The 25,157-nt window shown below is 73.7% G+C and carries 23 protein-coding genes; 12 read left to right on the top strand and 11 right to left on the bottom strand.

Features of this window, described 5'->3' with window-relative positions; genetic code table 11:
- Positions 1-106 precede the first annotated feature (106 nt).
- The gene (locus tag ACZ4TG_RS06470) at positions 107-1,732 is read left to right on the top strand and encodes a serine/threonine-protein kinase (RefSeq protein WP_468160189.1); all 1,626 of its coding nucleotides are present in this window, start codon (positions 107-109) and stop codon (positions 1,730-1,732) included.
- Positions 1,733-1,813: 81 nt separating this feature from the next.
- Positions 1,814-2,203 carry a nuclear transport factor 2 family protein gene (locus ACZ4TG_RS06465; protein WP_468160188.1) on the top strand — a complete coding sequence of 130 codons (390 nt, stop codon included), beginning with the start codon at positions 1,814-1,816 and terminating at the stop codon, positions 2,201-2,203.
- 108 nt (positions 2,204-2,311) lie between these two features.
- On the opposite strand, the gene ACZ4TG_RS06460 is transcribed toward ACZ4TG_RS06465, so the two are convergent.
- Positions 2,312-2,791 (bottom strand): HIT family protein, encoded by a 480-nt coding sequence (locus ACZ4TG_RS06460; RefSeq protein ID WP_468160187.1) that lies wholly within the window; start codon positions 2,789-2,791, stop codon positions 2,312-2,314.
- A gap of 208 nt (positions 2,792-2,999) precedes the next feature.
- Here ACZ4TG_RS06460 and ACZ4TG_RS06455 point away from each other — a divergent pair, with 208 nt between their 5' ends.
- The 7 genes from ACZ4TG_RS06455 (at position 3,000) to ACZ4TG_RS06425 (ending at position 10,661) form a co-directional block, all read left to right on the top strand.
- The gene (locus tag ACZ4TG_RS06455; RefSeq protein ID WP_468160186.1) at positions 3,000-4,073 is read left to right on the top strand and encodes an alpha/beta hydrolase; all 1,074 of its coding nucleotides are present in this window, start codon (positions 3,000-3,002) and stop codon (positions 4,071-4,073) included.
- The gene (locus ACZ4TG_RS06450) at positions 4,066-5,274 is read left to right on the top strand and encodes an acyltransferase family protein (protein ID WP_468160185.1); all 1,209 of its coding nucleotides are present in this window, start codon (positions 4,066-4,068) and stop codon (positions 5,272-5,274) included. The genes ACZ4TG_RS06455 and ACZ4TG_RS06450 overlap by 8 nt, the downstream gene beginning before the upstream one ends.
- Complete coding sequence (locus tag ACZ4TG_RS06445; RefSeq protein WP_468160184.1) at positions 5,267-6,610, top strand: sensor histidine kinase; 1,344 nt, start codon at positions 5,267-5,269, stop codon at positions 6,608-6,610. The genes ACZ4TG_RS06450 and ACZ4TG_RS06445 overlap by 8 nt, the downstream gene beginning before the upstream one ends.
- On the top strand, positions 6,610-7,299 hold the full coding sequence (locus ACZ4TG_RS06440) for a response regulator (protein ID WP_468160183.1): 690 nt from the start codon (positions 6,610-6,612) through the stop codon (positions 7,297-7,299). Before ACZ4TG_RS06445 ends, ACZ4TG_RS06440 begins: the two co-directional genes overlap by 1 nt.
- Before the next feature lie 87 nt (positions 7,300-7,386).
- Positions 7,387-8,709 carry a sensor histidine kinase gene (locus ACZ4TG_RS06435; protein WP_468160182.1) on the top strand — a complete coding sequence of 441 codons (1,323 nt, stop codon included), beginning with the start codon at positions 7,387-7,389 and terminating at the stop codon, positions 8,707-8,709.
- Positions 8,706-9,365 carry a response regulator gene (locus tag ACZ4TG_RS06430; protein WP_468160181.1) on the top strand — a complete coding sequence of 220 codons (660 nt, stop codon included), beginning with the start codon at positions 8,706-8,708 and terminating at the stop codon, positions 9,363-9,365. Before ACZ4TG_RS06435 ends, ACZ4TG_RS06430 begins: the two co-directional genes overlap by 4 nt.
- Before the next feature lie 93 nt (positions 9,366-9,458).
- On the top strand, positions 9,459-10,661 hold the full coding sequence (locus ACZ4TG_RS06425; RefSeq protein WP_468160180.1) for a cytochrome P450: 1,203 nt from the start codon (positions 9,459-9,461) through the stop codon (positions 10,659-10,661).
- Between the two features lie 35 nt (positions 10,662-10,696).
- Here ACZ4TG_RS06425 and ACZ4TG_RS06420 read toward each other — a convergent pair whose 3' ends face one another.
- Together ACZ4TG_RS06420 and ACZ4TG_RS06415 are read right to left on the bottom strand one after the other, a co-directional pair.
- Positions 10,697-12,274, bottom strand: a complete 1,578-nt coding sequence (locus ACZ4TG_RS06420) for an ABC transporter permease (RefSeq protein WP_468160179.1) — start codon at positions 12,272-12,274, stop codon at positions 10,697-10,699.
- Positions 12,271-13,182 (bottom strand): ABC transporter ATP-binding protein, encoded by a 912-nt coding sequence (locus ACZ4TG_RS06415; protein ID WP_468160178.1) that lies wholly within the window; start codon positions 13,180-13,182, stop codon positions 12,271-12,273. Before ACZ4TG_RS06415 ends, ACZ4TG_RS06420 begins: the two co-directional genes overlap by 4 nt.
- 72 nt (positions 13,183-13,254) lie before the next feature.
- Between ACZ4TG_RS06415 and ACZ4TG_RS06410 the strand changes: the two genes are divergently transcribed.
- On the top strand, positions 13,255-13,737 hold the full coding sequence (locus ACZ4TG_RS06410) for a GbsR/MarR family transcriptional regulator (RefSeq protein ID WP_468160444.1): 483 nt from the start codon (positions 13,255-13,257) through the stop codon (positions 13,735-13,737).
- Between the two features lie 66 nt (positions 13,738-13,803).
- On the opposite strand, the gene ACZ4TG_RS06405 is transcribed toward ACZ4TG_RS06410, so the two are convergent.
- Both ACZ4TG_RS06405 and ACZ4TG_RS06400 read right to left on the bottom strand, forming a co-directional pair.
- Positions 13,804-14,301 (bottom strand): hypothetical protein, encoded by a 498-nt coding sequence (locus tag ACZ4TG_RS06405; RefSeq protein WP_468160177.1) that lies wholly within the window; start codon positions 14,299-14,301, stop codon positions 13,804-13,806.
- 152 nt (positions 14,302-14,453) lie between these two features.
- The gene (locus tag ACZ4TG_RS06400; protein WP_468160442.1) at positions 14,454-15,257 is read right to left on the bottom strand and encodes a diacylglycerol kinase catalytic domain-containing protein; all 804 of its coding nucleotides are present in this window, start codon (positions 15,255-15,257) and stop codon (positions 14,454-14,456) included.
- Between the two features lie 184 nt (positions 15,258-15,441).
- On the opposite strand from ACZ4TG_RS06400, the gene ACZ4TG_RS06395 reads away from it, so the two are divergent.
- Positions 15,442-16,725, top strand: coding sequence for an adenylosuccinate synthase (locus ACZ4TG_RS06395; protein WP_468160176.1), 1,284 nt, complete (start codon positions 15,442-15,444; stop codon positions 16,723-16,725).
- Between the two features lie 134 nt (positions 16,726-16,859).
- Here ACZ4TG_RS06395 and ACZ4TG_RS06390 read toward each other — a convergent pair whose 3' ends face one another.
- The 5 genes from ACZ4TG_RS06390 to ACZ4TG_RS06370 all read right to left on the bottom strand — a co-directional run bounded on the left by ACZ4TG_RS06390 (position 16,860) and on the right by ACZ4TG_RS06370 (position 21,651).
- The gene (locus ACZ4TG_RS06390) at positions 16,860-17,573 is read right to left on the bottom strand and encodes a glycosyl hydrolase family 18 protein (RefSeq protein WP_468160440.1); all 714 of its coding nucleotides are present in this window, start codon (positions 17,571-17,573) and stop codon (positions 16,860-16,862) included.
- A gap of 432 nt (positions 17,574-18,005) precedes the next feature.
- Entirely contained in the window at positions 18,006-18,884 is an 879-nt protein-coding gene (locus ACZ4TG_RS06385) for an alpha/beta hydrolase (protein WP_468160175.1), read from the bottom strand.
- A gap of 183 nt (positions 18,885-19,067) precedes the next feature.
- Entirely contained in the window at positions 19,068-20,270 is a 1,203-nt protein-coding gene (kynU, locus tag ACZ4TG_RS06380; RefSeq protein ID WP_468160174.1) for a kynureninase, read from the bottom strand.
- Positions 20,263-21,108 carry a tryptophan 2,3-dioxygenase family protein gene (locus ACZ4TG_RS06375; RefSeq protein WP_468160173.1) on the bottom strand — a complete coding sequence of 282 codons (846 nt, stop codon included), beginning with the start codon at positions 21,106-21,108 and terminating at the stop codon, positions 20,263-20,265. The genes kynU and ACZ4TG_RS06375 overlap by 8 nt, the downstream gene beginning before the upstream one ends.
- 129 nt (positions 21,109-21,237) lie before the next feature.
- A complete protein-coding gene (locus tag ACZ4TG_RS06370) occupies positions 21,238-21,651 on the bottom strand; it encodes a DUF3151 domain-containing protein (protein WP_468160172.1) in 414 nt (137 codons plus the stop codon).
- Positions 21,652-21,796: 145 nt separating this feature from the next.
- On the opposite strand from ACZ4TG_RS06370, the gene ACZ4TG_RS06365 reads away from it, so the two are divergent.
- The gene (locus tag ACZ4TG_RS06365) at positions 21,797-23,020 is read left to right on the top strand and encodes an IS701 family transposase (protein ID WP_468160171.1); all 1,224 of its coding nucleotides are present in this window, start codon (positions 21,797-21,799) and stop codon (positions 23,018-23,020) included.
- 159 nt (positions 23,021-23,179) lie between these two features.
- Here the strand turns inward: ACZ4TG_RS06365 and ACZ4TG_RS06360 are convergent, their stop codons facing one another.
- Positions 23,180-25,105, bottom strand: a complete 1,926-nt coding sequence (locus tag ACZ4TG_RS06360) for a helix-turn-helix domain-containing protein (protein ID WP_468160170.1) — start codon at positions 25,103-25,105, stop codon at positions 23,180-23,182.
- Between the last annotated feature and the right edge of the window lie 52 nt (positions 25,106-25,157).

The raw sequence follows: 25,157 nt of genomic DNA, 5'->3' as shown, positions 1-25,157 counted from the left end.
CGGGGCGGGCCGGCCCCGCAACCAGGCCCGCCCGGATGCCGTCCCTCCCCGTACGGAGCGCACCGCTCGGCCCGTCCGGCCACCCCCGTGGGAGGGACCACCCGGCATGGAACGACTCCACCCCGCCGACCCCCACCGCATCGGCCCCTACCGGCTCCTGTCCCGCCTCGGCGCCGGCGGCATGGGCCAGGTCTACCTCGCCCGCTCCGACCGCGGCCGCACCGTCGCGGTCAAGCTCGTGCACCCCGGCCTCGCCCTCCGCGAGGAGTTCCGCACCAGGTTCCGCCAGGAGGTCGCCGCCGCCCGCAGCGTCGGCGGCGACTGGACCGCGCCGCTCCTCGACGCCGACACCGAGGCCGCGGCCCCCTGGCTCGCCACCGCCTACATCGCCGGGCCGAGCCTGCGCCAGGCCGTGGCCGAGGACTTCGGCCCGCTCCCGCTCCGCACCGTACGGATCCTCGCGGCCGGCCTGGCGTACGCCCTCCAGGACATCCACCGCGCGGGGCTGATCCACCGCGACCTGAAACCCTCCAACATCCTGCTCACCCTCGACGGACCCCGCGTGATCGACTTCGGCATCGCCCGGGCCCTGGAGGTCCCGGACGGCGGTCTGACCCGGCCCGGCGAACTCATCGGCTCCCCCGGTTTCATGGCGCCCGAGCAGGTCCGCGGCCAGGACGTCACCGCGGCCTGCGACGTGTTCTGCCTGGGAGCCGTCCTGGCGTACGCGGCCACCGGCCGACTGCCCTTCGGTGACGCGGAGCAGCCCGGCGGAGCGGCCGGGTTACTCCTGCGCATCGTCGAAGCGGAACCGGAGCTGGACGGCGTACCGGCCGGGTTGCAGGAACTCGTACGGGACTGCCTGCACAAGGACCCCGCCGCGCGGCCCGACCCGGCACAGGTGCTCGCCAGGGTCGGCGCGGGCGACACCGTGGCCGACGGGCGGGCTCTGGAACCGTGGCTTCCGGCACCGCTCGTGGCGCGGTTGGGGCGGCACGCCGTAGAGCTCCTCGACCGCGAGGACGCCGGCCCGGACCGCGCGCCGCAGGTGCCGGCCCCGCCGCCGCCGCCGGGGCCGTCGTACGGGCAGGCGTACGGGCCGGTGCAGGGGCCGTCGTACGGGCAGGTCTACGGGCCGACGCAGGGGCAGGCGTACCGGCCGGTGCAAGGGCAGGCGTACCCGCAGGCGTACGGGCCGGCCTACCCGGAGCGCGCGCCGTCGCCCGCGCCCCGCCCGCCCCGGGCGTCGACGGCCTTCCTGCTGGCGGTGGCGGTGGTCGTCGCCGTCGCGGCGGGCGGCACGGTGTACGCGGTGATGAGCACCGACCGCGCACCCCTGCCGCCCGGCCCCCACCCGGCGTCCACGGCCACCCCGACCGGCACCGGTGACGCGGCGGCCGGAGCCCCCGCCGCCACCCTCCCCGACGCGTACGCCGGCACCTGGCGGGCCGTATCCGGAACCGCCACCTGGCACCTCGCCCTCGGACGCGGCGCGGTCGGCGATTCCGTCATGACCCTGCGAGTCGAGGACCCGGGCTACTCCTGCGCCTGGCGGGCGACCCTGCGCAGCGGCCCCGACCCGGTGCTGCTCGACGCCTCCACCGTCACCTCCGGAGCCCCTCCCACCTGCACGAACGGCGGTCCGAGCCGGTTGCGGCTGCTGCCCGACGGGAGCCTGCGGCGTGAGCTGGAGGGGTCCGCGAACCCCCCTCTCACGTATGACAGGGAGTAGTCGGCAGCCGATTGTGTCGAAGTCAATAAGCCTGCAAGCAAAGCTTGTTACGTGCGATGAGGCCATCGCAGACTGCGGCACATGGAGCCGTTGAACGTAGTGGCACAACTGTGGGAGCGGATCGAGGCACGCGACTGGGACGGCGTGGCCGGGCTGATCGCCGAGGACGCGGTCATCGAGTGGCCCGTGAGCAGCGAGCGCATCGTGGGACGGGCCAATTTCATCGCCGTGCTGAGCGACGACGACTACACGGACGAGGGGTCCGTCGAGGTCCTGCGCATCCTCGCGGACGGGGACCTCGTCGTCACCGAGGTGGAGATACCCCAGGACCACGTCGTGTACCGGGCCGTCTCCCTGTGGACGGTGCGGAACGGCGAGATCGTGGGCGCCAGGGAGTACTGGACCAGCCCGGGACAGGATCCGGCGCCGCGCTGGCGGGCGGTCTACGTGGAGCCCCTGGTGGCGGACTGAGCCGCGGGCTCAGCCAACTCCTCGCCTCCTCGGCCGGCCTGCGCCCGGCGGCGGGGATGGCGCTCCTCGTACTGGTCCACCTGCTGCTGACCGGGCTGGCGGACCGGCCTAGTCGAGGAGGCGGTCGAGTTCCTCGCCGATGGCGGTGCGCAGTCCGTCGTGGCGGGGTGCCAGCGCGTGGCGGTCGCCGCGCCAGAACTCCTCGCCCTCGTAGAGCCAGACGGGCAGCCGGACGATGTCGGCGGCTTCCCAGTCGTAGCGGGGCCAGATGTGGGCGTGGAGGTACGGGTCGGTGTTGCCCAGGATCTCGATGTTGACGCGCCGGAAGGCCGGGTCGAGGCGCGCGCAGGCGCGTTCGACGGCCTCGGCGAGCCGCTCCAGGTCGGTCAGGTAGGCGATCCGGCGCGCCCGGGGCAGCTCCGAGAGCCGGGTCACGGCGGGATCGTCGGTCAGCAGCACCGAGTACCCGGGCAGGAACTGCCGGTCCCCGATGGCCGCGAACCCTGAGCCGAGGCGGCGCAGCACGGTCGGGTTCTCCCCCCGGTGCGCGCTGCCGATGCGGTCCTTGCGCCAGTCGCTCTCGCTCATACCGGGACCCTAACCGGGGCGTTCGCGGGGCGTGTTGGCGCCCCCGGCGGCAACGGCCCGTGGCTCGGAAGTCTCCCCTGTCATACCTGAGAGCTACTCAAGAAGGCGGCTCCGCAGCGTGACGCCGACCACGGGCCCCGATTCCTAGTTTCGGAACCAGAGAAGACGCACCGCTTCCCTGGACCTCCGGACCGAAGGAACCAACGCCATGAGCACTGGCAGCCGTACGCGCCGCACCCTGCTGGCCGGCCTCATCGCCGCGGCCGTGGTGTTCCCGGTGTCCGCAGCCGCTTCGCCCCACGTCCCCGCCCCGAGCCCGGTGGTCTTCAGCGGTCCCGCCGCGCCGCAGGTGCGGTACGCCGCCAACCTCGACAACCTCGCGGAGGCCGCCGCCATGGCGCAGGAGGCGGGGCGCAGGGGGCGGGCCGCGAAGCTGCGGGAGATGGCCTCGCCTGCGGGCGGGGCCCGGTTCCTGAGCTTCGACGGGCGCGGACAGGGGCGCGCCGTCGAGGTGTTCGGTGATCTGGAGAGCGCGGAGCGGGTCGCCGTGCTGGTGCCCGGCTCCGACACCAGCCTGGACACCTACCAGAGGTTCCGTGCCGGGGCGGTCGCCCTCCAGCAGCGCCTCCAGGCCGAGCGTCCGCGCTCCGCCGTGGTCGCCTGGCTCGGGTACGACACGCCCGGCACGGTCAGTACGACGGTCCTGACCGCCGACCGCGCCGACGAGGCGGCGGCCGAACTGGGTCCCTTCCTGACCCGGTTGAAGGACCTCGCCCCGGCGGGGGCCCGGATCTCCCTGCTGTGCCATTCCTACGGCTCGGTGGTCTGCGCCCGGACCGAGACCGGGCCCGAGGTCACCGACGTGGTCCTGTTCGGCAGTCCGGGCACCGGGGCGGGGTCCGCAGCCGGGCTGCCGACTGCCGCCCGGGTCTGGGCCGGGCGGGGCAGCGGCGACTGGATAGGCCATGTGCCCCATGTCCGGCTCGGCGGCGTCGGGTTCGGCACCGACCCCGTGGATCCCGCCTTCGGCGCCCGGGCCTTCTCCGCGGGCACCGCCGGGCACAGCGACTACCTCAAGGCGGGCACCGAGTCGCTCGACAGCCTGGCCCGGATCGTCATCGGTCCCGCTGAGACCCCTGCCGCTGCCCCTGCCGCTGCCCCTGGTCCCACCGCCCCTGCCCCCGCTGCCCCTGCCCCCACCGCCCCTGCTCCCGCTGCCCCTGTCTCCGCCTCCCCTGTTTCCGCCGCGCAGCGCACTGCCTCGGAGGGCTCCCATGCGTAAGCAGCACGCCCGCTGGTCCGCCCTGGCCGACCGCATACACGCCGGTACGCCGGCCTCCCGGGACCGCTCCGTCGACGCTCTGCGGGCCTTCGCCATCCTCGGCGTGGTACTGGGGCACTGGCTGGTCACCGCGCTCACGACGGCCGACGGCGGCCTGAGCACCACCAGTCCGCTGGCCCACATGAGCCGGCTGGCCCCGGTCTCCTGGGTGTTCCAGACGCTGGCCGTCTTCTTCCTCGTCGGCGGCCATGTCGCAGCCCAGGGCTACGTGTCGGCGCGGGCGCGCGGGGTCTCGTACCGCACCTGGATCGGGCAGCGGCTGGGCCGGCTGTTCCGGCCCGTGGCCGCGGTGCTCGTGCTGTGGGCGGTCACCGCGGTCGGGATGCTGCTCGGCGGGGTGGAGCTAGCCACCGTCCAGACCCTGTTGAAGCTGGTGCTGTCGCCGCTCTGGTTCCTGCTGGTCTTCGCGGCGCTCACCGCCGCGACCCCGCTGGTGGCGCGGCTGAGCCCGGTGTGGCCGCTGGCGGTCGTGGCGGGCGTGGATGTCTGGCGGTTCGGCTTCGAGGGCCCCGAGTGGATCGGCTGGGTCAATGTCGCCGCCGGCTGGCTCGTCCCGTTCACCCTGGGGGCCGCCTGGTCCCGAGGGGCGTTCGCCCGGCGCACCCCGGCCGTGGCCCTGCTGGTGGGCGGGGCCCTCGCGACCGCCGCGCTGATCCTCTGGGGCGGGTACCCGGCGTCCATGGTCGGTGTTCCGGGCGCGGAGATCTCGAACCTCAACCCGCCGACCATCGCCGCGGTCGCCTTCGGCCTCGCCCAGTGCGGGCTGGCCCTGCTGGTGCGCGAACCGCTGGCCCGGGCGATGCTGCGGCCCCGGGCGTGGGCGAAGGTGGCGCTGGTGAACCTGTCCGCGATGACCATCTTCCTGTGGCACCAGACCTCGATGATGGCCGTCACCGCCCTCGGGATGCTGGTCTCCGCCGACCTGCCCGGGCTGCACACCGTGCCCGGCTCCCCCGGCTGGATAGCCGCCCGGCTGCTGTGGCTGCCGGTGTTCGCCGCCGCGCTGACCGTCTGCTGGGCCGCGTTCCGGACGTACGAGCAGGGCGGTCCCCGGCGGGCGGGCCGCACCGTCCGCGTCGCCGCCGGCCCCGTCTCCCCCGAGACCCGGGTGGGACCCGCCAGGGAGATCACCCATGCCTAGGCTGGACGACGTGAACGAGCTGAGCGAGCCCCCGGTCCCGATCTCCGTGAAAACCCGCGGCGTCCTGCGCACCCTGGCCCCGGCCCTGTTCACCCTGGAGAGGGATCCGCTGCCCCGGATGTCGCGCCCTCGCTGGCTGGCCAGGCTGCCGCACGTGCTGGTCGTCTACGTGGCGGTCCTCTTCGGCTTCCTCACGTCCTCGCAGCTCCAGGACCACTACGACGTCCACGACTCCACCGTCATGGTCGTCCTGTCGATCCTCACCGGCTTCTCGATCGTGACCGCGATGTTCCGTCCGATCGCCGGCTGGTGGCTCGGCCTGCTGACCGCCGGCCTCATCGCCTGGGCGATCCACAGCCAGGTCGGGCAGGGCCAGGACTGGCCCTGGACGCCCGTCGGGCCGTTCGCGTTCGCCCCGCTGATCCTGCTGGTGGCCCTGCGCGTGCCGCCCACGGTGACCACGGCGGTCGTGGGCGTCTCGGTCGCCTACACCGGGCTCGCCGAAGGGTTCTTCAAGCCGGAGCACAGCCGGAGCAGCGTCATCGGGGTGCTCCTCGTCTTCGGTGTCACCGGGCTGCTCGGTTACGCGCTGCGGGCCACCCGGCTGGCCCGCGGCAAGCTCGTCGAGCAGGAGACCCTGACCGAGACGGAGCGGGCGCAGCGGACCCTGCTGGAGGAGCGCAGCCGCATCGCCCGCGAGCTGCACGACGTCGTCGCGCACCACATGTCCGTGATCTCCATCCAGGCGCAGGTCGCTCCGCACCTGGTGGAGAACCCGTCCGAGGAGCTCAAGGAGAACCTCGCGGGCATCCGGGAGAACGCGCTGGAAGCCCTGACCGAGCTGCGCCGGGTGCTGGGCGTCCTGCGCTCGGAGCACGCGGACGACCCGGCGAACCCCCATCACCCGCAGCCCACCCTCGCCGAACTGGACGGCCTCGTGGACAACGTCCGGGGGGCGGGCCTGGACGTGACCACCGAGATCGCGGGCATCCGGCGGGCGCTGACCCCGGGCGTGGAGCTCACCGCGTACCGGATCGTGCAGGAGGCGCTGAGCAACTGTCTGCGCCACGCCCCCGGTTCACAGGTGGAGGTCGGCATCGCCTACGGGCCGCGCGAGTTGCACCTGTGCGTGGCCAACAGCGCGCCGACCCGGCCCGCCCCGCCGTCCCACGGTGCCGGGCACGGGCTGCTCGGCATGCGTGAACGGGCAGGCATGCTGGGCGGGGAGCTGGCGGCCGGCCCGCGCCCCGACGGCGGGTACGAGGTGAGCGCCGTCCTGCCCATGGATCCGCCCGGGGTCCTGGCCCCTGCGCCGAACGAGACGAAGAAGGCCTGATGACTGCCCTGAACAACACGGTCGGCCCGATCAAGGTGATGATCGCCGACGATCAGATGATGGTCCGCCAGGGCTTCACCGTGCTCCTCAACGCACAACCCGACATCGAGGTCGTCGGCCAGGCCGTGGACGGCGCCGAGGCCGTCGAGAAGGTCGCGGAGCTGCGCCCGGACGTGGTGCTCATGGACATTCGCATGCCGGGCATGGGCGGTATCGAGGCCACCTCGGTCATCACCGCCGATCCGGCCGCCACCGTGAAGGTGCTGGTGCTGACCACCTTCGACCTCGACGAGTACGTGTACGAGGCGTTGCGCGCCGGAGCCTCGGGGTTCCTCCTCAAGGACGCGTCGGCCGACCAGCTCGCGGAGGCGGTGCGCGTGGTGGCGGCCGGCGAGGCCCTGCTGTCACCGAACATCACGAAGCGGCTGATCACGGAATTCTCCCGGCTGGGTGCGCCGCGCGCCCCGTCGCGGGCGCGGATCGACGCGCTGACGGAGCGGGAGACGGAGGTGCTGTCGCTGATCGCCCAGGGCCTGTCCAATGCGGAGATCGCGGAGCACCTGATCCTGGCCGAGCAGACGGTGAAGACGCATGTGAGCCGGATCCTGGTGAAACTGGGCCTGCGGGACCGGACCCAGGCGGCGGTGTTCGCGTACGAGACGGGTCTGATCCGTCCGACGGGTTACTGACGGATCTGCGTAGTACTTGAGGGGGACTCCCGGATATCCCCATCAGCGGCGACGCGGATGAGGGGTGCGCGGACCTACGGTTCGTACATGACCGAGACGACCACCGGGGGCGCAGCCCGGACACCGGAATTGCGACTGGCGTCGGGGCTCTTCCAGAGCCTGCGCGAGGATCTGATCACCGATGCCCTCGCCTACCGACCGCTGCCGCAGATGCGGACGGACGGGCGCCTGATCCGGCTGCTCCCCCAGCGGATACGGGCGCGGGCGGCGTATCTGCCGCACGCGTCCGTGGGTGTGATGGCCTTCATCGTGGTCCTGATGGCCGGCGCCGGGACGGGTATGCCGCCCGCCCAGTACACGGTGATGGGGCTGATCGCGGCGGTGCCGGTGCTGATGACGCTGGTGCGTCCGGTGGCCGCGTTCTGGGGGGCGCTGGCCGCGACGGCGGCGCTGTCGCTGCTCGGCAGCAGGGACTTGACCTGGCCGTGGTCGCCGAGCACCTTCGCCGCCTACCTCGTGGTGGTGACCATCGTCGCGATGCGGAGCCGTCCCCGGGTGGCCGGCTGGATGTGGCTGATCACCGTGCTGTTCGGGACGCTGACGCCCATGCTGCTCGGCCGCTCCCAGTCGGTCGAGGTCGGTCCGATGGCTTTCGTGGCGGCGATCGTCCTGCTGACGGTCTCCGTGCGGAACATCCGCAGGCAGGCGCAGCAGGAGGTCACCGCGCAGCAGGAGGTCACGGCGGTCGAGCGGGACCGGCGGACGCTGCTGGAGGAGCGCACGACCATCGCGCGGGAGCTGCATGACGTGGTCGCGCACCACATGTCGGTGGTGGCGATCCAGGCGGAGGCCGCGCCGTACCGGGTGAAGAACCCGCCGCCGGAGCTGGAGGCGGCGTTCGTCACCATCCGGGAGAACGCGGTCGCGGCGCTGACCGAGCTGCGCCGGGTGCTGGGAGTGGTGCGGTCGGCGGACTACGAGGCGCCGGACGCCCCGCAGCCGACGCTGGCCATGCTGGACGGGCTGCTGGCCAATGTGCGGGACGCCGGGCTCACCGTGGAGAAGACGGTCACCGGGGCGGTGCGGGATCTGCCGCAGGGCGTGGAGCTGTCGGCGTACCGCATCATCCAGGAGGCCCTGAGCAACACGCTGCGGCACGCCCCGGGAGCGGCGGCCGGGGTCGAGGTGTCGTATGTGCTGGGCGGGCTGGGGATACGGGTGGTCAACGGTCCGGCGACCGGGGATGTCCCGCCGTCGCCGGGAGCCGGGCACGGGATCACCGGGATGCGGGAGCGGGTGGCGATGCTGGAGGGGGAGATGACGGCGGCGCAGACGGCGGCGGGCGGGTACGAGGTGGCGGTGTTCATACCGGTGCGCAGCCGGCCGGAGTCCGGGGAGGAGTCGGCATGACGATCAGGGTGTTGATCGTCGACGACCAGATGATGGTCCGTGAGGGCTTCTCCGTCCTGCTGAACGCGATGGAGGGCATCGAGGTGGTCGGGGAGGCGGTGGACGGCCGCCAGGCCATCGCCCAGGTGGCGGCCCTGCGGCCGGATGTGGTGCTGATGGACATCCGGATGCCCGAGATGAACGGCCTGGAGGCGACGCGGCAGATCGTGGCCGCCGACACGGACGCGAAGGTGCTGGTCCTGACGACCTTCGACCTCGACGAGTACGTGTACCAGGCGTTGCGGGCGGGGGCGTCGGGCTTCCTGCTGAAGGACGCCTCCGCCCGGCAACTGGCCGACGGGGTCAGGGTGGTGGCTGCCGGTGAGGCCTTGCTGGCGCCCTCGGTGACCAAGCGGCTGATCGTGGAGTTCTCCAAGCTCGCGCAGGCCCCGCGGCTCGCGGACCCGACGGGGGTGGCTCAGCTGACGGAGCGGGAGACGGAGGTGCTGGTGCTGATCGCGCAGGGGCTGACCAATGCGGAGATCGCGGACCGGCTGGTCGTCGCGGAGTCCACGATCAAGACGCATGTGAGCCGGATCCTGGTGAAGCTGGGCCTGCGGGACCGGACCCAGGCGGCGGTGTTCGCGTACGAGACCCGGCTGGTCACTCCGGGATAGGGGGTCTCGTCCGGGCCGCCCGGCCGCCCGGATTTCGTGGAGGTCGTCCCGAACTCCCCCTGGGACGCGGGAGGCACCCCCTAGGGTGCGGGGATGGGCTTTGATCCGTGGGATGCCGCGTTCGTCGCCGATCCGTACCCGGCCTACCGGGAGCTGCGGGCGCAGGGGCGGGCGCTGTGGTCGGAGGCGACCGGTCAGTGGCTGGTGCCGCATTACGCCGACGTGAGTGCGCTGCTGCGGGACCGGCGGCTCGGCCGGACGTACCTGCACCGTTTCTCGCACGAGGAATTCGGGCGGCAGGCGCCGCCGCCCGAGCACGAGCCGTTCCATGTCCTCAACGACAACGGCCTGTTGGACCTGGAGGATCCCGCGCACGCGCGGGTGCGGCGGCTGGTGGCGAAGGCGTTCACCCCGCGCACCGTGGAGCGGCTCGCGCCTGCGGTGGAGCGGCTGGCCGGGGAGCTGGTGGCCGGTCTGCTGGCGGACGGCGGCGGGGACTTGCTGACGGCGCTCGCGGAGCCGCTCCCGGTGGCGGTGATCGCGGAGCTGCTGGGGATCCCGGAGGCGGACCGGAAGCTGCTGCGGCCGTGGTCGGCGGACATCTGCGGGATGTACGAGCTCCACCCCGACGAGGCGACGGCCCGACGGGCCGTCACGGCGAGCGTGGAGTTCAGCGACTACCTGCGGGCGCTGATCGGCGAACGCCGTCGGCGTCCCGGGACGGATTTGATCTCCGCGCTGATCGCCGCCCACGAAGACGAGGGCCGCCTCAGCGAGCAGGAGATGATCTCCACCTGTGTGCTCCTGCTCAACGCCGGGCACGAGGCGACGGTCAACACCACCGTCAACGGATGGTGGGCGCTGTACCGCCATCCCGACCGGTTGGCGGATCTCCGCACGCATCCCGAAAAGTTGTCCACAGCTGTGGATGAACTCATGCGATTCGATACACCCCTACAAATGTTCGAACGCTGGGTCCTCGACGAGATCACGATCGGGGACACCGTCATCCCGCGCGGAGCCGAGGTCGCGCTGCTCTTCGGGTCCGCGAACCGCGATCCCGCGCGCTTCGCGAACCCGGATGTTCTGGACCTCGAACGGGCCGACAACCCGCATCTGACCTTCGGCGCCGGCATCCACTACTGCCTCGGGGCGCCGCTGGCCCGACTGGAGCTGGCGGCCTCGTTCGGGGCGCTGCTGGCGGACGGCGTCCCGCCACTGCGGCTCGTACGTGAGCCGCAGTGGCGGGACGGGTATGTCATCCGCGGGCTGCGGGAGTTGGCCGTGGAGCTCTAGGTCCTGCCGCCAGGTCCGCTACACCCTCAGGTCCGCTACGCCGTCAGGTCCCGGCGGCGCAGGGCGGCCAGGCCGCCGGCCGTCAGGGCGACCGCGAGGGCGGTGAGGGTGAGCAGCGGCGCCCAGGCGAGGGCCTGCGCGCTCGGGAGCTTCGGCAGGTGGGCGAAGGGCGAGAGGTCCATGACCACCTGAGGGAGGTTCAGCGCGGGCCCGACCCATCCGAGGGCCAGCGCCGTCCCGGCCACCGCCCAGGCGGCGACCGCGTACCTCGGGGCGGCTCCGTGCAGCAGGGCGGCGACCGCGCCGATCAGCCAGACCGCCGGGAGCTGGGTCAGGCAGGCCCCCACGGCCCCGCCGACGTCCGAGCCGTGGCCGATGCCCAGGCCCAGCCCGCCCAGCAGCAGGATCAGCGCCGAGCCGCCGAAGGCGGCGGCGAGGTGGCCACCGGCCCAGCGGAGCCGGCCGACGGCGTTCGCGAGCAGCGGTTCGGCGCGCCCGCCCGACTCCTCGCCGGTCAGCCGCAGCACCGCCGAGACGATGTGGAGGGAGGCGACCATGCCCAGCATCCCGGCCATCGTCGCGAGGAACGCGTCGGTGAGGGCGCCGGCGCCGCCCATCCGCTCGATGATCTCGCGGGTCTTCTCGTTGTCCCCGACCAGGTCGGCGGCTCCGTCGGTCATGGAGCCGAAGACCACCCCCGCCACCAGGAACCCGAGGCTCCAGCCGGCCAGGGCGCCGCGCTGGAGCCGCCAGGCCAGCGCCCCGGCGCCGGCGAGCCGGCCCTCCGCCGGGCCCGGCCGGGCCGGGAGGAAGCTCATGCCCAGGTCCCGGCGGCCGGCGAGCGCGTACGCCGCGGCGGACAGCGCGGCCGTGGCCGCCGCGAACAGCGCCAGCACCCACCAGCGTTCGTCCGCGAAGGCCCGTACGTGCTCCAGCCAGCCCAGCGGCGAGATCCAGGTCAGCGCCGAGGAACCGTCGGCGGTCCCCGCGTCCCCCGCCGCGCGCAGTACGAACGCCGCGCCGATCAGGCCGCCGGCGAGCCCCTTGGCGAGCCGCGCGCTCTCGGTGATCTGGGCGGCGACGGCGGCCAGCGCCGCGCACAGCATCCCGGTCGCGCCGATGCCCAGCCCGAGGGCCGCGGCGCCGCCGGCCCCGCGCCCGGCGAGGCCGGCGGTGACGAGCAGGACGACGAGCCCGTTGGCCACCAGGGCGGCGAGCAGCGCCGCCGTCAGCGGGGCGCGCCGGCCCACCATGGCCGCGGAGAGCAGCTCCTGCCGGCCCGTCTCCTCCTCCTCGCGGGTGTGCCGGACCACGACGACCAGGCTCATGATCCCGGCGAGGAGCCCGGCGAAGATCCCGCCCTTCCAGGCGGTCAGCGCGCCGATCGAGTCCCCGAACACGGGCCCGTAGAGGGCTCGGAGCGAGCCGTTGGCGTTCATCGTGGCGAGCAGTTCCGCCCGTTCGGCGGGCGTGGCGTACATCGAGTCGAGGGAGGCGGGCATGCTGAGCACGGTCATCGCCGCCACGAGGATCCAGACCGGCATCATCACGCGGTCGCGGCGCAGTGCGAGGCGCAGGAGGGTGCCGGTCCCGGCGAGTTGGCTGGTCGTCATCGCAGTGCGCCCGCCTTGGTGTTGACGTCCTCGCTGTAGTGGCGCAGGAAGAGCTCTTCGAGCGTGGGCGGCGTCGAGGTCAGCGACCGCACCCCGGACTCGGCCAGCGAGCGCAGTACGGCGTCCAGCTTGTCGGTGTCGGCCTGGAGGCGCACCTTCAGCCCCCGCACCTCCACGTCGTGGACACCGGGCAGGTGCGCGATGCCGTTCGGCGGTCCGGCCAGCTCGGCGCTGATGGACGTACGGGTGAGGTGGCGGAGTTCGGTGAGGGTTCCGCTCTCCACCGTGCGCCCCTTGCGGATGATGCTGACCCGGTCGCAGAGGGTCTCGACCTCGCTGAGGATGTGTGAGCTGAGCAGGATGGTGCGCCCGGCGGCCCGTGCCTCGTTCACACAGCCCCGGAAGACCTCCTCCATGAGGGGGTCGAGGCCGGAGGTGGGCTCGTCGAGGATGAGCAGTTCGACGTCGGAGGCGAAGGCGGCGACGAGGGCGACCTTCTGCCGGTTGCCCTTGGAGTACGTACGGCCCTTCTTGGTCGGGTCGAGTTCGAACCGTTCGATCAGCTCGGCGCGGCGGGACCGGTCGAGGCCGCCGCGGAGCCGGCCGTAGAGGTCGATGACCTCGCCGCCGGAGAGGTTGCGCCACAGGGTGACGTCGCCGGGGACGTAGGCGACGCGGCGGTGCAGCGCGACGGCGTCGGCCCACGGGTCGCCGCCCAGCAGCGTGGCGGTGCCGGAGTCGGCGCGCAGCAGGCCCAGCAGGACCCGGATGGTGGTCGACTTTCCGGCGCCGTTGGGGCCGAGGAATCCGTGGACCTCGCCGGTGGTGACGTCGAGGTCGAGTCCGTCCAGTGCGGGGGTGCGGCCGAAGGCCTTGTGGAGGCCGGCGACGCTGATTGCCTTCGTCATGATTCTGAACGTACGCTACTTTCACAAACTTGTGAAGCTCGGGAATCGCGTAAAGTTCGAGGGGTGGCGGACATGGATGTGGAACGGGACGAGGAAGCGGTCTCCCGCTTCGTGGAGCGGTTCGCCGCGCAGCTGACCGAGGCGGGCATGCAGCGCATGGCCGCCCGCGTCTACGCGCAGCTGCTCGCGAGCGACAGCGGCGCGATGACCTCGGCGGAACTGGGCGATGCCCTGCAGATCAGCCCGGCGGCGGTATCGGGCGCGGTCTCGTATCTGACGCAGGTCAGCATGGTCACCCGGGAGCGGGAACCGGGCTCGCGGCGGGACCGGTACGTCCTGCACAACGAGCTCTGGTACGAGACCTTCACCCGGCGGGACCAGGTACTGACGCTGTTCGAGAAGACCCTCCGGGAGGGCGCGGCGAGCCTGGGCGCGGGCTCCCCGGCGGGCGCGCGCATCGCGGAGACGGCGGCGTTCTTCGAGTTCCTCCAGCACGAGATGCTCGGCATGATGGACCGCTGGCGCGACCACCGCGCGACGCTCGACCTGGCCTGACCGGGAGCCGGTGGCGCCGGCCGCGTCAGCCCGGGCGGCGCCCAGGCGCACGGGCGGGCCGCCGCGTCACCCCCGGCGGTGCCCGGACGCGCGGGCCGGCCGCCGCGTCACCCCCGGGCCGCGCCCGGACGCGCGGGCCGGCCGCGCCCGGCCCAGGGCTGCTGCGCGGGGTGCCCACAGGACGCCCCCGGCCTCCGGGTCCCCCGCCAGCCACACCACCGGCTCGGGCGCCCCCGACAGGACCCGGCGGCCGAGCAGCCCCAGCGTCAGGACGCCCCGGCCGCCGTCCAGCACCACCACCGGCGGCCGGTGTCCGACGCGCGTGACCGTGGCCTCGTACGAGGTCCAGCGCACCCCCGGCTCCCGCAGTGCGCGGCGGGCACGCGAGCCGGCGTACAGCTCCCGCAGCGCGAGCCCGGCCGGCGCGAGGAGCGCCAGGAGGCAGGCCACCCCCAGCGGCGCCGGGCGCGTGAGCAGGCTCCCCGCCAGCGCGGGCCAGCCGAACACCGGGAGCAGCCCGAGCAGCAGGCCGTCCCGCCGCCAGTCCCCCAGCGCCTCCCGCACCGCGGCCCCGTCCGGGGCGGGCCGGCACCGGACGGGGCCCGGGGCCGGCCCGCCCCCGCACCCGGACCCTCCGACGCGCGCGCCGCTCACCCCGGCAGGGTCACCGCCCACGCCCCCGCCGCACACCCCGGCAGGGTCACCGCCCCCGCCGCTCACCTCGGCAGCGTCAGCGCCCACGCCCCCGGGCGGAGCGTCCACGTGCGCCGGCGCACCGGGCCCGTGACGCCCGCGTGGTCGGCCCGGTAGCGGAAGTCCGCCCCGGACACCGTCACCGCCCTGGCCCGCCGCGTCAGCGCCGGACAGCCGGCGAGGCGGACCACCACCTCCGCCGGCCCGCCCTGCTCCGGCGTGGTCACAAAGACCTCCTCCACCGGGTGGTCCACATCGGCGAGCACCGCCCCGTCCACCTCCACCCGCAGCCGGTGCACCTGCCCCGCCCGGGCCGACGGACTGGGCAGCAGCATGCGCAGCAGCGACCGGTAGCTCCGTACGGGCGGCGCCGCGGCACGCAGCGGCGGCGCGATCCGCAGACCCCCCAGCACCACCCCGTCGCTGTCGTCCACCAGCAGGTCCCGGGTGTGCGCCACGCCGTCCAGGGCCGCCCGCGCCGCCATCACCGCCGACAGCGGCACACCGAGGGACCGCGCCAGCGCGAGGGAGCCGACCGGGCCCACCGGGATCAGCGACAGGGGCTCCCCCGGCAGGTCCCGCGACCGGTGCAGCAGGGTCACGGCCCGCACCAGCGCCCGGTCGTCCCCCACGATCACCAGCCGCCGATGACCCCGGCGGGCGAGCGCCCGCGCGAACTCCTCCGGAGAGTCGGGGAGAGAAACTTTCGCCGACGCCGCGGCGCACAGCACATCTTTCGCGATCCGCACGGACTCGCCGTCAAGACGGCGGGCGACCGGGTCGACGAGCACGAGCAGGCCGCCTACCGGCGCGCCCGCATGGCTCATGGTGGGCTCTGGAGCCGACACCTCGGTCCTTCCTCGGGTAGCATCTTTGTGCAAGAGGCCCTTGCGCTATTGCGCCAGGGCCTTCGTCTATTCCGGGGTACCGGTCCGACGGCTCAGCCTGCGGTGTACATCGTCGTACGCCCCCTGACCTTGGACATGCCCCATCCGGAAGAGGTGTACGCCTGTGCCCGCTCTTGTGCTGCTCGGAGCTCAGTGGGGTGACGAGGGCAAGGGAAAGGCCACCGACCTGCTCGGTGGATCCGTCGACTATGTAGTGCGCTATCAGGGTGGCAACAACGCCGGCCACACGGTCGTCGTAGGCGACCAGAAGTACGCGCTGCACCTTCTCCCCTCCGGCATCCTCTCCCCCGGATGCACCCCGGTCATCGGCAACGGTGTCGTGGTCGACCCCGCCGTACTCCTCTCCGAGCTGCGCGGGCTCAACGAGCGCGGCATCGACACCTCCAAGCTGCTCCTGAGCGGCAACGCGCACCTGATCACGCCGTACAACGTCACCCTCGACAAGGTCGGCGAGCGCTTCCTCGGCAAGCGCAAGATCGGTACGACCGGCCGCGGCATCGGACCGACCTACGCGGACAAGATCAACCGCATCGGCATCCGCGTCCAGGACCTGTACGACGAGTCCATCCTGACGCAGAAGGTCGAAGCGGCGCTGGAGGGCAAGAACCAGCTCCTCGCGAAGCTGTACAACCGCCGCGCGATCGACCCGGCGCAGATCGTCGAGGAAATGCTCCAGTACGCGGAGCAGATCAAGCCGTACGTCGCCGACACCACCCTGATCATCAACAATGCGCTCGACGAGGACAAGGTCGTGCTCTTCGAGGGCGGCCAGGGCACCCTGCTCGACGTCGACCACGGCACGTACCCCTTCGTCACCTCCTCGAACCCGACGGCCGGCGGCGCCTGCACCGGTGCGGGTGTCGGCCCGACGAAGATCAGCCGCGTCATCGGCATCCTGAAGGCCTACACCACGCGTGTGGGTGCGGGTCCGTTCCCGACCGAGCTGTTCGACGAGGACGGCGAGGCGCTGCGCCGCATCGGTGGCGAGCGCGGTGTGACCACCGGCCGCGACCGCCGCTGCGGCTGGTTCGACGCCCCGATCGCCCGTTACGCGACCCGCGTCAACGGTCTGACGGACTTCTTCCTCACCAAGCTGGACGTGCTGACCGGCTGGGAGCAGATCCCGGTGTGCGTCGCGTACGAGATCGACGGCAAGCGCGTCGAGGAGCTCCCGTACTCGCAGACGGACTTCCACCACGCGAAGCCGATCTACGAAAACCTGCCCGGCTGGTCCGAGGACATCACCAAGGCCCAGACCTTCTCCGACCTTCCGAAGAACGCCCAGGCGTACGTGAAGGCCCTGGAGGAGATGTCCGGCGCCCCGATCTCGGCGATCGGCGTCGGCCCCGGCCGTACCGAGACGATCCAGATCAACTCGTTCCTGTAGGACTCGGGGACTTCGGGCCTGCGGGAAATCCGCCGGCCGACCGGAGGGCGGGGCGCTTCAGGCGTCCCGCCCTCCGGCGTACGCGTACGTACTCGGCCCGGCCCGGTCCGGCGAGGCGAAGCGGCGAGGGCCGCTCACTCCGCGAACGCGTCCCACACCTGCGGCTCCTCGAAGCCGAGGGCCCACAGGCCGGCGCCCCGTACGCCGAACCGCTCCAGCACCGCCAGGTGGGCCGCCGAGCCCCGTGCGTCCTGGTACCAGACCTGGTGCTCCTCGCCCTCGTCGTCCGTGTAGCCGAAGTGCGGGGTCCCGGAGACCGCGTCGAACTCGTAGTCCGCGCCGACGTCGAGGCGCAGGGATTCGGCCTCCAGCGACGTCACGTGCTTGGCGCGGGCCTTGGAGCCCACCGTCCAGTCCCAGCCGTAGGCGGGCAGCGCCACCTCCAGCTTGTCGCGCGGGACCTTGGCGGTGGTGACGGCGTGGGTCAGGAACTCCTCGTACCAGGCGGTCGACGAGAGCGGCCCGGGTGCCCCCAGGGCGTCGTGCAGGTTGTAGCCCATGATGCGCAGCCGGTCGGCCACGGCGCCGAGGTGGGCGTAGTCGAAGGCGTGGCCGGCGTTCCCGGTGCGGGGCATGACGGTGATGACGCACTGCTTGGCGAGGGCGTGGAGGCGGGCGCAGAGGTCGGTGGTGAGCTGGTTGTATCCGGTACGGACCCGCTTGCGCAGGGCCTCGTCCCCGGTCTCGGCCATCACCTCGTAGTCCAGGTCGAGGCCGTCGTACGAGCGGCTCGTGGCGAGCGCGACGAGGGCGTCGACGTGCGCGGTGCGGCGGGCGGGGTCGTTCATCAGGTCCGCCATGGCCGGGGCGCGCAGGCTCTCGGTGACGGTGGGGACCACCTTGACGCCCTCGGCGTGGAGGCCGTCGATGATGCGGCGGTCCCCGGCGCCGGTCTCCTTGCCGACGGCGGTCGCGTCCGAGACGGCGTACCAGAAGGGGCTGACGGTGTGGAGCTGGTCGGCGTGCGCCAGGGCGCTGCGGTAGCCCGTGTCGATGTCCCACCAGGGCAGCCATGCGGAGACGGTACGGGCGGCGGCGGTGGGGGCCGTCGGGGCGCCGGGCGCCGGGGCGGGCGCCGCCACGGTGAGGGCGGCGGCCGCGAGGGCGGCCGTGAGGGCGGGCTTCATGGACCAGACCCTGACGCGCGGCGGGCGCACGGGGGGTGACGGCGCGTCGGGCAGACGGGTGGCGGGGCGGGGCATGCGGGGCTCCGCGGGTCCCTACCAGGCCAGTTGCGCGATCTCCTCGGACACCACCGCGCACGCGTCCACCGCCGGGTCGATGAGCGGGAAGTGCCCGACGCCGTCCAGCAGGGTCAGTCCCACGAGCTCGCCCGCCTGCGCGGCCGCGGCCACGTAGGCCTCCGCCACCTGTTCCGGGACCACGATGTCCTCCCGGCCCTGGACCACGGCCGTGGCGATGCCGGTCGGGAGCAGCGAAGCGGGGTCCGCGAACGGGAGGCGCTCGTCCCAGTGCTCCGCGCCCCCCAGCAGCTGCGCCGACGCGCCACCGCAGACGCCGAGTTCCTCGGCGACCGTGAAGTCCGCGATGGGGGCCAGCGCCACCACGCCGCGCAGTTGCGGCGCGGCGGGCAGCCGCCAGGGGCTGCCCGCCGGCAGGACGTGGCGGGCCGCGGCCCACAGGGCGAGGTGGCCGCCGGCCGAGTGGCCCGTCACCACGATCCGCCGTACGTCCGCCTGTGGAAGCACCCCGGCCGCGAGCCCGGGCAGCGCGTCCAGTGCGGCCGCGACGTCGTCGAAGGTCTCGGGCCAGCGTCCCGCGACGGGCCCGTTGGCATGCTGGTGCGGCAGCGAACTCCCGCGCCGGTACTCGACGTTGGCGACGGCGAAGCCCCGGCGGGCCAGGAAGTCCGCGAAGGGGGTGATGTGCTGCCGGTCGTACGGGGCCCGCCAGGCACCGCCGTGCAGGACCACCACCAGCGGGGCGGAGCCGGCGGCCGCGTCCCCGCGCGGGGCGTAGAAATCGACGACCTGGTCGGGGTGTTCCCCGTACGCGGCGGTGGCGTCGGGCTCGACCGGCGGGTGGGAGAAGGCCGAGGCGGCCTCGGCGGCGTCCCGTTCGACTGCGGGGTCCGTCATCGGCTCGACCTCTCGGTAACGCGTGTGACAGCGGGGACAGATGTTCCGGTGTTACGGCAGAGCGGGACCGTATCAGGCTGGAACAGGCCATTCCGTGGCGGGGCGAGGACAGACGGGCGCGGGCGGAGCCGTAGCCCCGCCCGCCCTGTGACGCACTCTGAGATGTGACGTTTCGCCGCTACGTCACCCGAAAATGTGACCCAGTGTCCGGGCGGCGCGCTCCGCGTCGGCAAAACCGACGTAGAGCGGGGTGAAGCCGAAGCGCAGGACGTCGGGGGCCCGGAAGTCACCGATGACGCCCCGGGCGATGAGCTCGGCCATGACCTCGCGGGCGTTCTCCGTGCGCAGCGAGACCTGGCTGCCGCGGCGCTCGTGCTCGGCCGGGGTGACCGATTCGGTCCGGCCTTCGGGGACGTACGCGGCCACGCACTCCAGGAAGAAGTCCGTCAGGGCCAGCGACTTGGCGCGGACGGCTTCGACCGGCACCCCGTCCCAGGCGTCGAGGGCCGCTTCCAGGGCCAGCATGGACAGGATGTCCGGGGTTCCGACCCGGGCGCGGGCGGCGCCGGGGGCCGGGGTGTAGTCCGGGGTCATCGCGAAGGGGTCCGCGTGGCCGTTCCAGCCCGGGAGCGGGGAGTCGAAGGCGCTCTGGTGGCGTTCGGCGATGTAGAGGTAGGCCGGGGCGCCGGGGCCGCCGTTGAGGTACTTGTACGTGCAGCCGACCGCGAGGTCGACGGCATTCGCGTCGAGGTCCACGGGCAGGGCCCCCGCGGAGTGGCACAGGTCCCAGACCGTGACGGCCCCGGCGGCGTGGGCCGCCGTGGTGAGGGCGGGCAGGTCGTGGAGGCGGCCGGTGCGGTAGTCGACGTGGTTGAGCAGGACGACGGCGGTGTCCGGGCCCATGGCCCCGGCGGCGGACGCCGGGTCGACCGGAACCACCGTCAGGCCGGTCATCCGGGCGGCGGACGCGGCGATGTAGCCGTCGGTGGGGAAGGTGTTCGCGTCGACCAGCAGCTGCGTGCGGCCCTCTCCCGCCAGGCGGGCGGCGCCGACCAGCGCCTTGAAGAGGTTGACGCTGGTGGAGTCGCCGACGGTCACCTGGCCCCCGGCCGCGCCGACGAGGGGGGCGATCTTGTCGCCGATCCGCTCGGGGGCGGTCCACCAGCCGGACTCGTCCCAGGAGCGGATGAGGAGCTCGCCCCACTGCCGGGACACGACGTCGGCCGTCGCGGACGGCACCCCGGCCGGCAGCGCGCCGAGGCTGTTGCCGTCCAGGTAGACGACGCCCTCGGGCAGGGTGAAGCGCTCGCGGAGCTTGGCGAGGTCGTCGGCGGCGTCCAGCTGCGCCGCCCGCGCCCGGAGCGCGGCGGATATCGGCTCAGACATGGCTGCGCGCCGTCCACAGCTCGGGGAACACGTTCTTCTGGGCGCGCTTCTCCAGCCAGGTCACCCCGGCGGAACCGCCCGTGCCCGTCTTCGCGCCCATCGCGCGCCGGGTCGCCACCAGGTGGTCGTTGCGCCAGCGCCAGACGAGCTCCGCCACGTCCGTGAGGACCTCGCCCAGCCGGTGCAGGTCGAGCTGCGCGTCGGGGTCGGCGTACAGGGCCGTCCAGACGGCCTCGACCTCGGGGGAGGGCTCGTAGCGCTGCGAGAGGTCACGGCTGAGGACCGACGCCGGGATCGCGAAGCCGCGGCGGGCCAGCAGGCGCAGGACCTCGTCGTACAGGCTCGGCTCGTGCAGGGCCTTCTCCAGCTCGCCGTGGACGCGCGGCGCGCCCCGGTGCGGGACCAGCATCGACGCGGACTTGTCGCCCAGCAGGAACTCCATCCGCCGGTACATCGCGGACTGGAACCCGGAGCCCTCGCCCAGGGCCGCGCGGTACGCGTTGAACTGGCCGGGGGTGAGCTGCGCCAGCGGGCGCCAGGAGGAGTTCAGGGCCTCCAGCTCGCGGAGGGAACGTTTCAGCGCGTCCATCGCGACCGGGATGCGGTCCTCGCGCAGCGCCTGCGCGGCGGTTTCCCACTCGTGGACGATGACGGTGAACCACAGCTCCATGACCTGGGTCGTCACCAGGAAGACCATCTCGCCGGGGTCGTCCGAGCGGAGGTGCTGGAGGTGGGTGAGGACGTCCGCCTGGACGTAGTCCTCGTAGGGGGTGGTGCCGGCGAAGTCGAGGTTCGGGGTGTCCGAACCGGCTCCGGAGGCATCAAGGGCTTGCGACATTTCTGTCTCCTCGACACGTGCTTCCGGGTAGCGGTCCGCTCCTTCCGGTTGGGTAAGTGGAGCCCCGGTCCCCTGACCCGCATCATAAGCAGGGGATCCGGAACCCCTCTAGGGCACTTTGCCCGGGTGTTATGCGAGCGTGTCCGCCGCCGTCTGCGAGGAATCCCGCAGGAAGGTCGAGCAGCGCTCGTACTCCTCCTTCTCGTCGATCGCGCCGGCGGCGCGCGCCAGGGCGTTCAGGGCGCGCAGGAAGCCGCGGTTCGGCTCGTGCTCCCACGGCACCGGGCCGTGGCCCTTCCAGCCTGCGCGGCGCAGCGCGTCCAGGCCGCGGTGGTAGCCCGTACGGGCGTAGGCGTACGACTCGATCGTGTTCCCGGCGGCGAAGGCCTCGTCGGCCAGGGTGGCCCAGGCCAGCGAGGACGTCGGGTGGGCGGCGGCCACCTCGGCGGCGGGCGTGCCGGCGGCGAGGGCCTCGCGGGGCGCGGGCTCGTCGGGCAGGTGGGTGGGGGCGGGGCCCCCGAGCAGGTTCTGGTGAATCGACATGCGCCCAGTCTGGGGTATCGGGGCCGGCCGCGGGGGTGGTGGTGGGGCGCCCACCACCCGGGGGCGAAGCCGTGTGCCCGGCGCACCTCCCCGCCGGGGGGTCCCGGGGCGGACGGTAGGGGGGCATCGACGAAGGGGGAAAGTCGTGGACACCAGCACCGGCGGCGGCCGGCCCGACCAGTTGGACGAGGCTGTCGAGGAGTTGTGCGGCGCGGTGTTCGCGTCGCTCCGGCGGCGGGACCAGCGGGAGCGGGGACGTCAGTACGTACGGGGGCTGCTGGCGGCGGAGGGCCGCAAGTCGATCCGCAACATGGCCCAGCAGACCGGTGGCGGCGGCCCGGCGGAGGAGCAGGCCCTGCACCACTTCATCGCGGGATCCACCTGGGACTGGCAGCCGATCCGGGCCGCGCTGTCGCGGTACCTGGCCGGGGCGGCGCCGCTGAACGCCTGGGTGGTGCAGCCGATGGCGATCCCGCGGGGCGGGGAGCACTCGGTGGGGGTGGGCAACCGCTTCGACCCGTACCAGGGGCAGATGTTCCAGGGGCAGCAGGCCTTCGGGACGTGGTTCACGTCGGGGGGCGTGGCGACGCCGGTCGGGTGGCGGATGTTCCTGGAGGACGACGCCGAGGAGTCGTACGAGGCCTGCGCGCTCTCGGGGGTGCTGGAGACGGCGCGCGGCGCCGTCGGCAGTGGCGGCGGCGGTGTCGGCGGCGGTGTCGGCGGCGGGGGTGTGCGGCCCGTCGTGCTGGACGTGCCCGACATCGCGACCCGCGCCACGGTGAGCCGGTTCGCGGAGGCCCGGGTGCCGCTGGTGGCACGGATCGGTGCCGGGGCGCGGCTGGTGGTGGCGGACCAGCGGCTGCCGGGCGGCGGGGCCCGGGCGATGGCCGCGCGGGACGTCCTGCAGGGCGTGCGGGGGCTGCGCACGCCGGTGGAGTGGGCGGACCCGGACCGGCCGGGGGCCCGGCGGAGCTCGCTGGTCGCGGCGGTACGGGTGCTGCTCGGGGGGCGGGAGATGCTGCTGTTCGGGGAGTGGACGGATGTGCGGCGCCAGCCGGTGCAGCTGTGGGTGACGGACCTGGTGCGGATGGGGCCGGGGGCGCTGGTGCGGATGACGAAGGAGACCGGGAGGGTGTCGCGGGCCGCCGGGCAGTCCATGGGGCAGGTGGGCCTGCGGGACTTCGCGGGGCGGTCGCTGGCGGGGTGGCACCGGCACGTGACGCTGGCGTCGGTGGCGCACGCGGGGCTGTGGCTGGGCGGCGGCCTGGCCGCTCCGCGGGTGGAGCCCGGGGCGCCCGGACCCGCCGCCCCGGCCCGGCGCCGGCTGGTCGCCCCGCCCCGGCCGTGCGGGGCCCTGGCGGGCTGCTGACCGGGGACCGGGCGGCCCGTTCCGCCGGTGGCCGGGCGGCCCGTTCCGCCGGTGGCCGGGCGGCCCGTTCCGCCGGTGGCCGGGCGGGCCGTTCCGGCGGTGGCCGGGCGGCCCGTGGCGGGGTGGCCGGGCGGGCCGTGGCGGGGTGGCCGACAGGGTCTAGTCCTGGGTACGGCGGCCCGTCGAGCGGCGGGCGTGGAGGACCTGGCGGGTCTTGCGCAGGCGGAGGGCCATCTGGATCTCCAGGGCCTGGGCCGGCTTCTGCCAGCCCTCGCCGAGGAGTTCCGCGATGCGTTCCAGCCGCCGCGACACCGTGTTGGGGTGCACGTGCAGCGCCTCCGCGGCGTGCGTCGGGCTGCCGCCCGAGGCGAAGTACGCGTCCAGGGTGCGGGTCAGGTCCGTCAGGCGGTCCGCGTCGTACTCCAGCACCGGCCCGATGGTCGAGGCGATGAACGCCTCCACATCGTGGTCGGCGGACAGCAGCAGTCCGAGGAAGCCCAGCTCGCGCAGCGAAGCCGTGCCTCCGGCGCCGTCCAGCGCGGTGAGCGCGTCGAGGCAGCGCACGGCCTCGGCATAGACCCGCGCCACCTCCCCCGGCCCGGCCGCCGGACCGGCCGCCCCGGTGGAGACGGCGTGGCCGAGCAGCGGCGACAGCTCGCCGGAGGCCCGGTGCGCGGCCGCGGAGGCGTCCGTTCCGGGGAGGAGCAGCACGATGCAGCCCTGGCGGACGCCCTTGAGCCCGCCCATCCGGTACGCGTACGAGGACGCCCAGGCCACGGCCCTGCCGAGTTCGCCGCCTTCGGGCCGGGCCACGACCACCACATGCGGCCGGTCCAGGTCGAGGCCGAGCCTGCGGGTGCGCTCCAGCAGGTGGAGGCCGACGGAGTGGGGGCGCTCCAGCAGGTCGGCCAGGAGTTCCTCGTGTACGGGCCCTTCGGCCGCGGCCGTTCCGCGCTGGATCAGCATCAGCGAGGCCACCGACTGGGCGGCGAGCTGCAGGAGCCGTACGTCCTCGTCGGCGAGCGGCGCGGACGCGCTCAGCAGCAGCACCCCGAGGTCCTCGGCCCCGGCCAGCACCGGGGCCAGCCACACGTCGCCGGGCAGCCCGACGGGGCGCCGGTCGATCAGCGCCTGGAGGGAGGCCCGGTTCACCTCGTCCTCGTCCAGGTCGGGGAGTTCACCGGTGACGGTCAGCGGCCGCCCGCCGGGGTCGCGCACCTGGAGCACGCCGTCCAGCGCGTCCGCGGTGGCCCGCGCCAGGGTGGGCAGCCCGGCGCCGTCCAGCACCAGACCGGCCAGCCGGGCGTGGCACTCCCACAGGTAGCGGACCCGGGTGAGGGCGGTGTTGGTCCGCGATCCGAAGGCCTCCAGCTCGGTGACCTCGTCCCGGGTCTGCTCCAGCAGCCGGGCCTTCTCGATGGCCACGGCGGCCAGGTCGGCGAGGGAGAGCAGCATGCCGATCTCGTCGGGGGTGAACTGCCGTACGCAGCGGTCGGAACCGTAGAGCGCGCCGAGGGTGGAGTCCCCGCGCCGGAGCGGGACGGCGATGATCGCGTGCAGTCCTTCGGCGCGGACGACGGCGTCGATGCCGGGGGCGTGCGCGATGCCCTCGTCGGCCAGGTAGTCGGCGCTCCAGACCGCGGAGCGCCGGGCCTGGGCTATGGCGCCGAGGCCACGGCCGGTGCCGAGTTCGAGGCCGACGTTCAGGGCGGTGGTCTCGCCCTCGGAGGTCCGTACGTACGCCGAGCCGTCGGGGCGGCTCAGCGACAGCCAGGCCATGTCGAAGCCGAGCAGCCGGCGGGCCCGGCGGGTGATCAGCCGCAGCAGGCCGTCGATGTCGTAGGGGGAGGTCAGGTCGTGGGCGGTGTCCACGAGGGCGGTGAGCGCGGCCTCGCGCTGCTCGCGGCGGCTGGCGCTCTTGCGGACCGAGCGGGCCAGCTCCACCGCCCGGGTGAGCCGCGCGAGCTCCTCGGGGCCGGCGCCCGCGCCGCGGGCTTCGGCCAGCAGGGCGTCGTACGCGCTCTGCGGGGCCTCGGCGGCGAGCAGTTCCAGCACGGCGAGCGAGCCGCCTTCGTCCCCGCCCATCCTGCCGCCCCCGTCCGACCAGGTGTTTTCTGTCCGGATCTTGAACCTAGGT

The sequence above is a fragment of the Streptomyces sp. NPDC028314 genome (assembly GCF_055565795.1).
Note: the sequence above shows the minus strand (reverse complement) of the source record. Positions and strands in the feature narration are given on the sequence as shown.

Bases quoted from the DNA above. Each gene is read 5' to 3' on its own strand.
- ACZ4TG_RS06470 (WP_468160189.1), top strand. From the start codon at position 107: ATGGAACGACTCCACCCCGCCGACCCCCACCGCATCGGCCCCTACCGG.
- ACZ4TG_RS06465 (WP_468160188.1), top strand. From the start codon at position 1,814: ATGGAGCCGTTGAACGTAGTGGCACAACTGTGGGAGCGGATCGAGGCA.
- ACZ4TG_RS06460 (WP_468160187.1), bottom strand. From the start codon at position 2,791: ATGAGCGAGAGCGACTGGCGCAAGGACCGCATCGGCAGCGCGCACCGG.
- ACZ4TG_RS06455 (WP_468160186.1), top strand. From the start codon at position 3,000: ATGAGCACTGGCAGCCGTACGCGCCGCACCCTGCTGGCCGGCCTCATC.
- ACZ4TG_RS06450 (WP_468160185.1), top strand. From the start codon at position 4,066: ATGCGTAAGCAGCACGCCCGCTGGTCCGCCCTGGCCGACCGCATACAC.
- ACZ4TG_RS06445 (WP_468160184.1), top strand. From the start codon at position 5,267: ATGCCTAGGCTGGACGACGTGAACGAGCTGAGCGAGCCCCCGGTCCCG.
- ACZ4TG_RS06440 (WP_468160183.1), top strand. From the start codon at position 6,610: ATGACTGCCCTGAACAACACGGTCGGCCCGATCAAGGTGATGATCGCC.
- ACZ4TG_RS06435 (WP_468160182.1), top strand. From the start codon at position 7,387: ATGACCGAGACGACCACCGGGGGCGCAGCCCGGACACCGGAATTGCGA.
- ACZ4TG_RS06430 (WP_468160181.1), top strand. From the start codon at position 8,706: ATGACGATCAGGGTGTTGATCGTCGACGACCAGATGATGGTCCGTGAG.
- ACZ4TG_RS06425 (WP_468160180.1), top strand. From the start codon at position 9,459: ATGGGCTTTGATCCGTGGGATGCCGCGTTCGTCGCCGATCCGTACCCG.
- ACZ4TG_RS06420 (WP_468160179.1), bottom strand. From the start codon at position 12,274: ATGACGACCAGCCAACTCGCCGGGACCGGCACCCTCCTGCGCCTCGCA.
- ACZ4TG_RS06415 (WP_468160178.1), bottom strand. From the start codon at position 13,182: ATGACGAAGGCAATCAGCGTCGCCGGCCTCCACAAGGCCTTCGGCCGC.
- ACZ4TG_RS06410 (WP_468160444.1), top strand. From the start codon at position 13,255: ATGGATGTGGAACGGGACGAGGAAGCGGTCTCCCGCTTCGTGGAGCGG.
- ACZ4TG_RS06400 (WP_468160442.1), bottom strand. From the start codon at position 15,257: ATGAGCCATGCGGGCGCGCCGGTAGGCGGCCTGCTCGTGCTCGTCGAC.
- ACZ4TG_RS06390 (WP_468160440.1), bottom strand. From the start codon at position 17,573: ATGAACGACCCCGCCCGCCGCACCGCGCACGTCGACGCCCTCGTCGCG.
- ACZ4TG_RS06385 (WP_468160175.1), bottom strand. From the start codon at position 18,884: ATGACGGACCCCGCAGTCGAACGGGACGCCGCCGAGGCCGCCTCGGCC.
- kynU (WP_468160174.1), bottom strand. From the start codon at position 20,270: ATGTCTGAGCCGATATCCGCCGCGCTCCGGGCGCGGGCGGCGCAGCTG.
- ACZ4TG_RS06375 (WP_468160173.1), bottom strand. From the start codon at position 21,108: ATGTCGCAAGCCCTTGATGCCTCCGGAGCCGGTTCGGACACCCCGAAC.
- ACZ4TG_RS06370 (WP_468160172.1), bottom strand. From the start codon at position 21,651: ATGTCGATTCACCAGAACCTGCTCGGGGGCCCCGCCCCCACCCACCTG.
- ACZ4TG_RS06360 (WP_468160170.1), bottom strand. From the start codon at position 25,105: ATGGGCGGGGACGAAGGCGGCTCGCTCGCCGTGCTGGAACTGCTCGCC.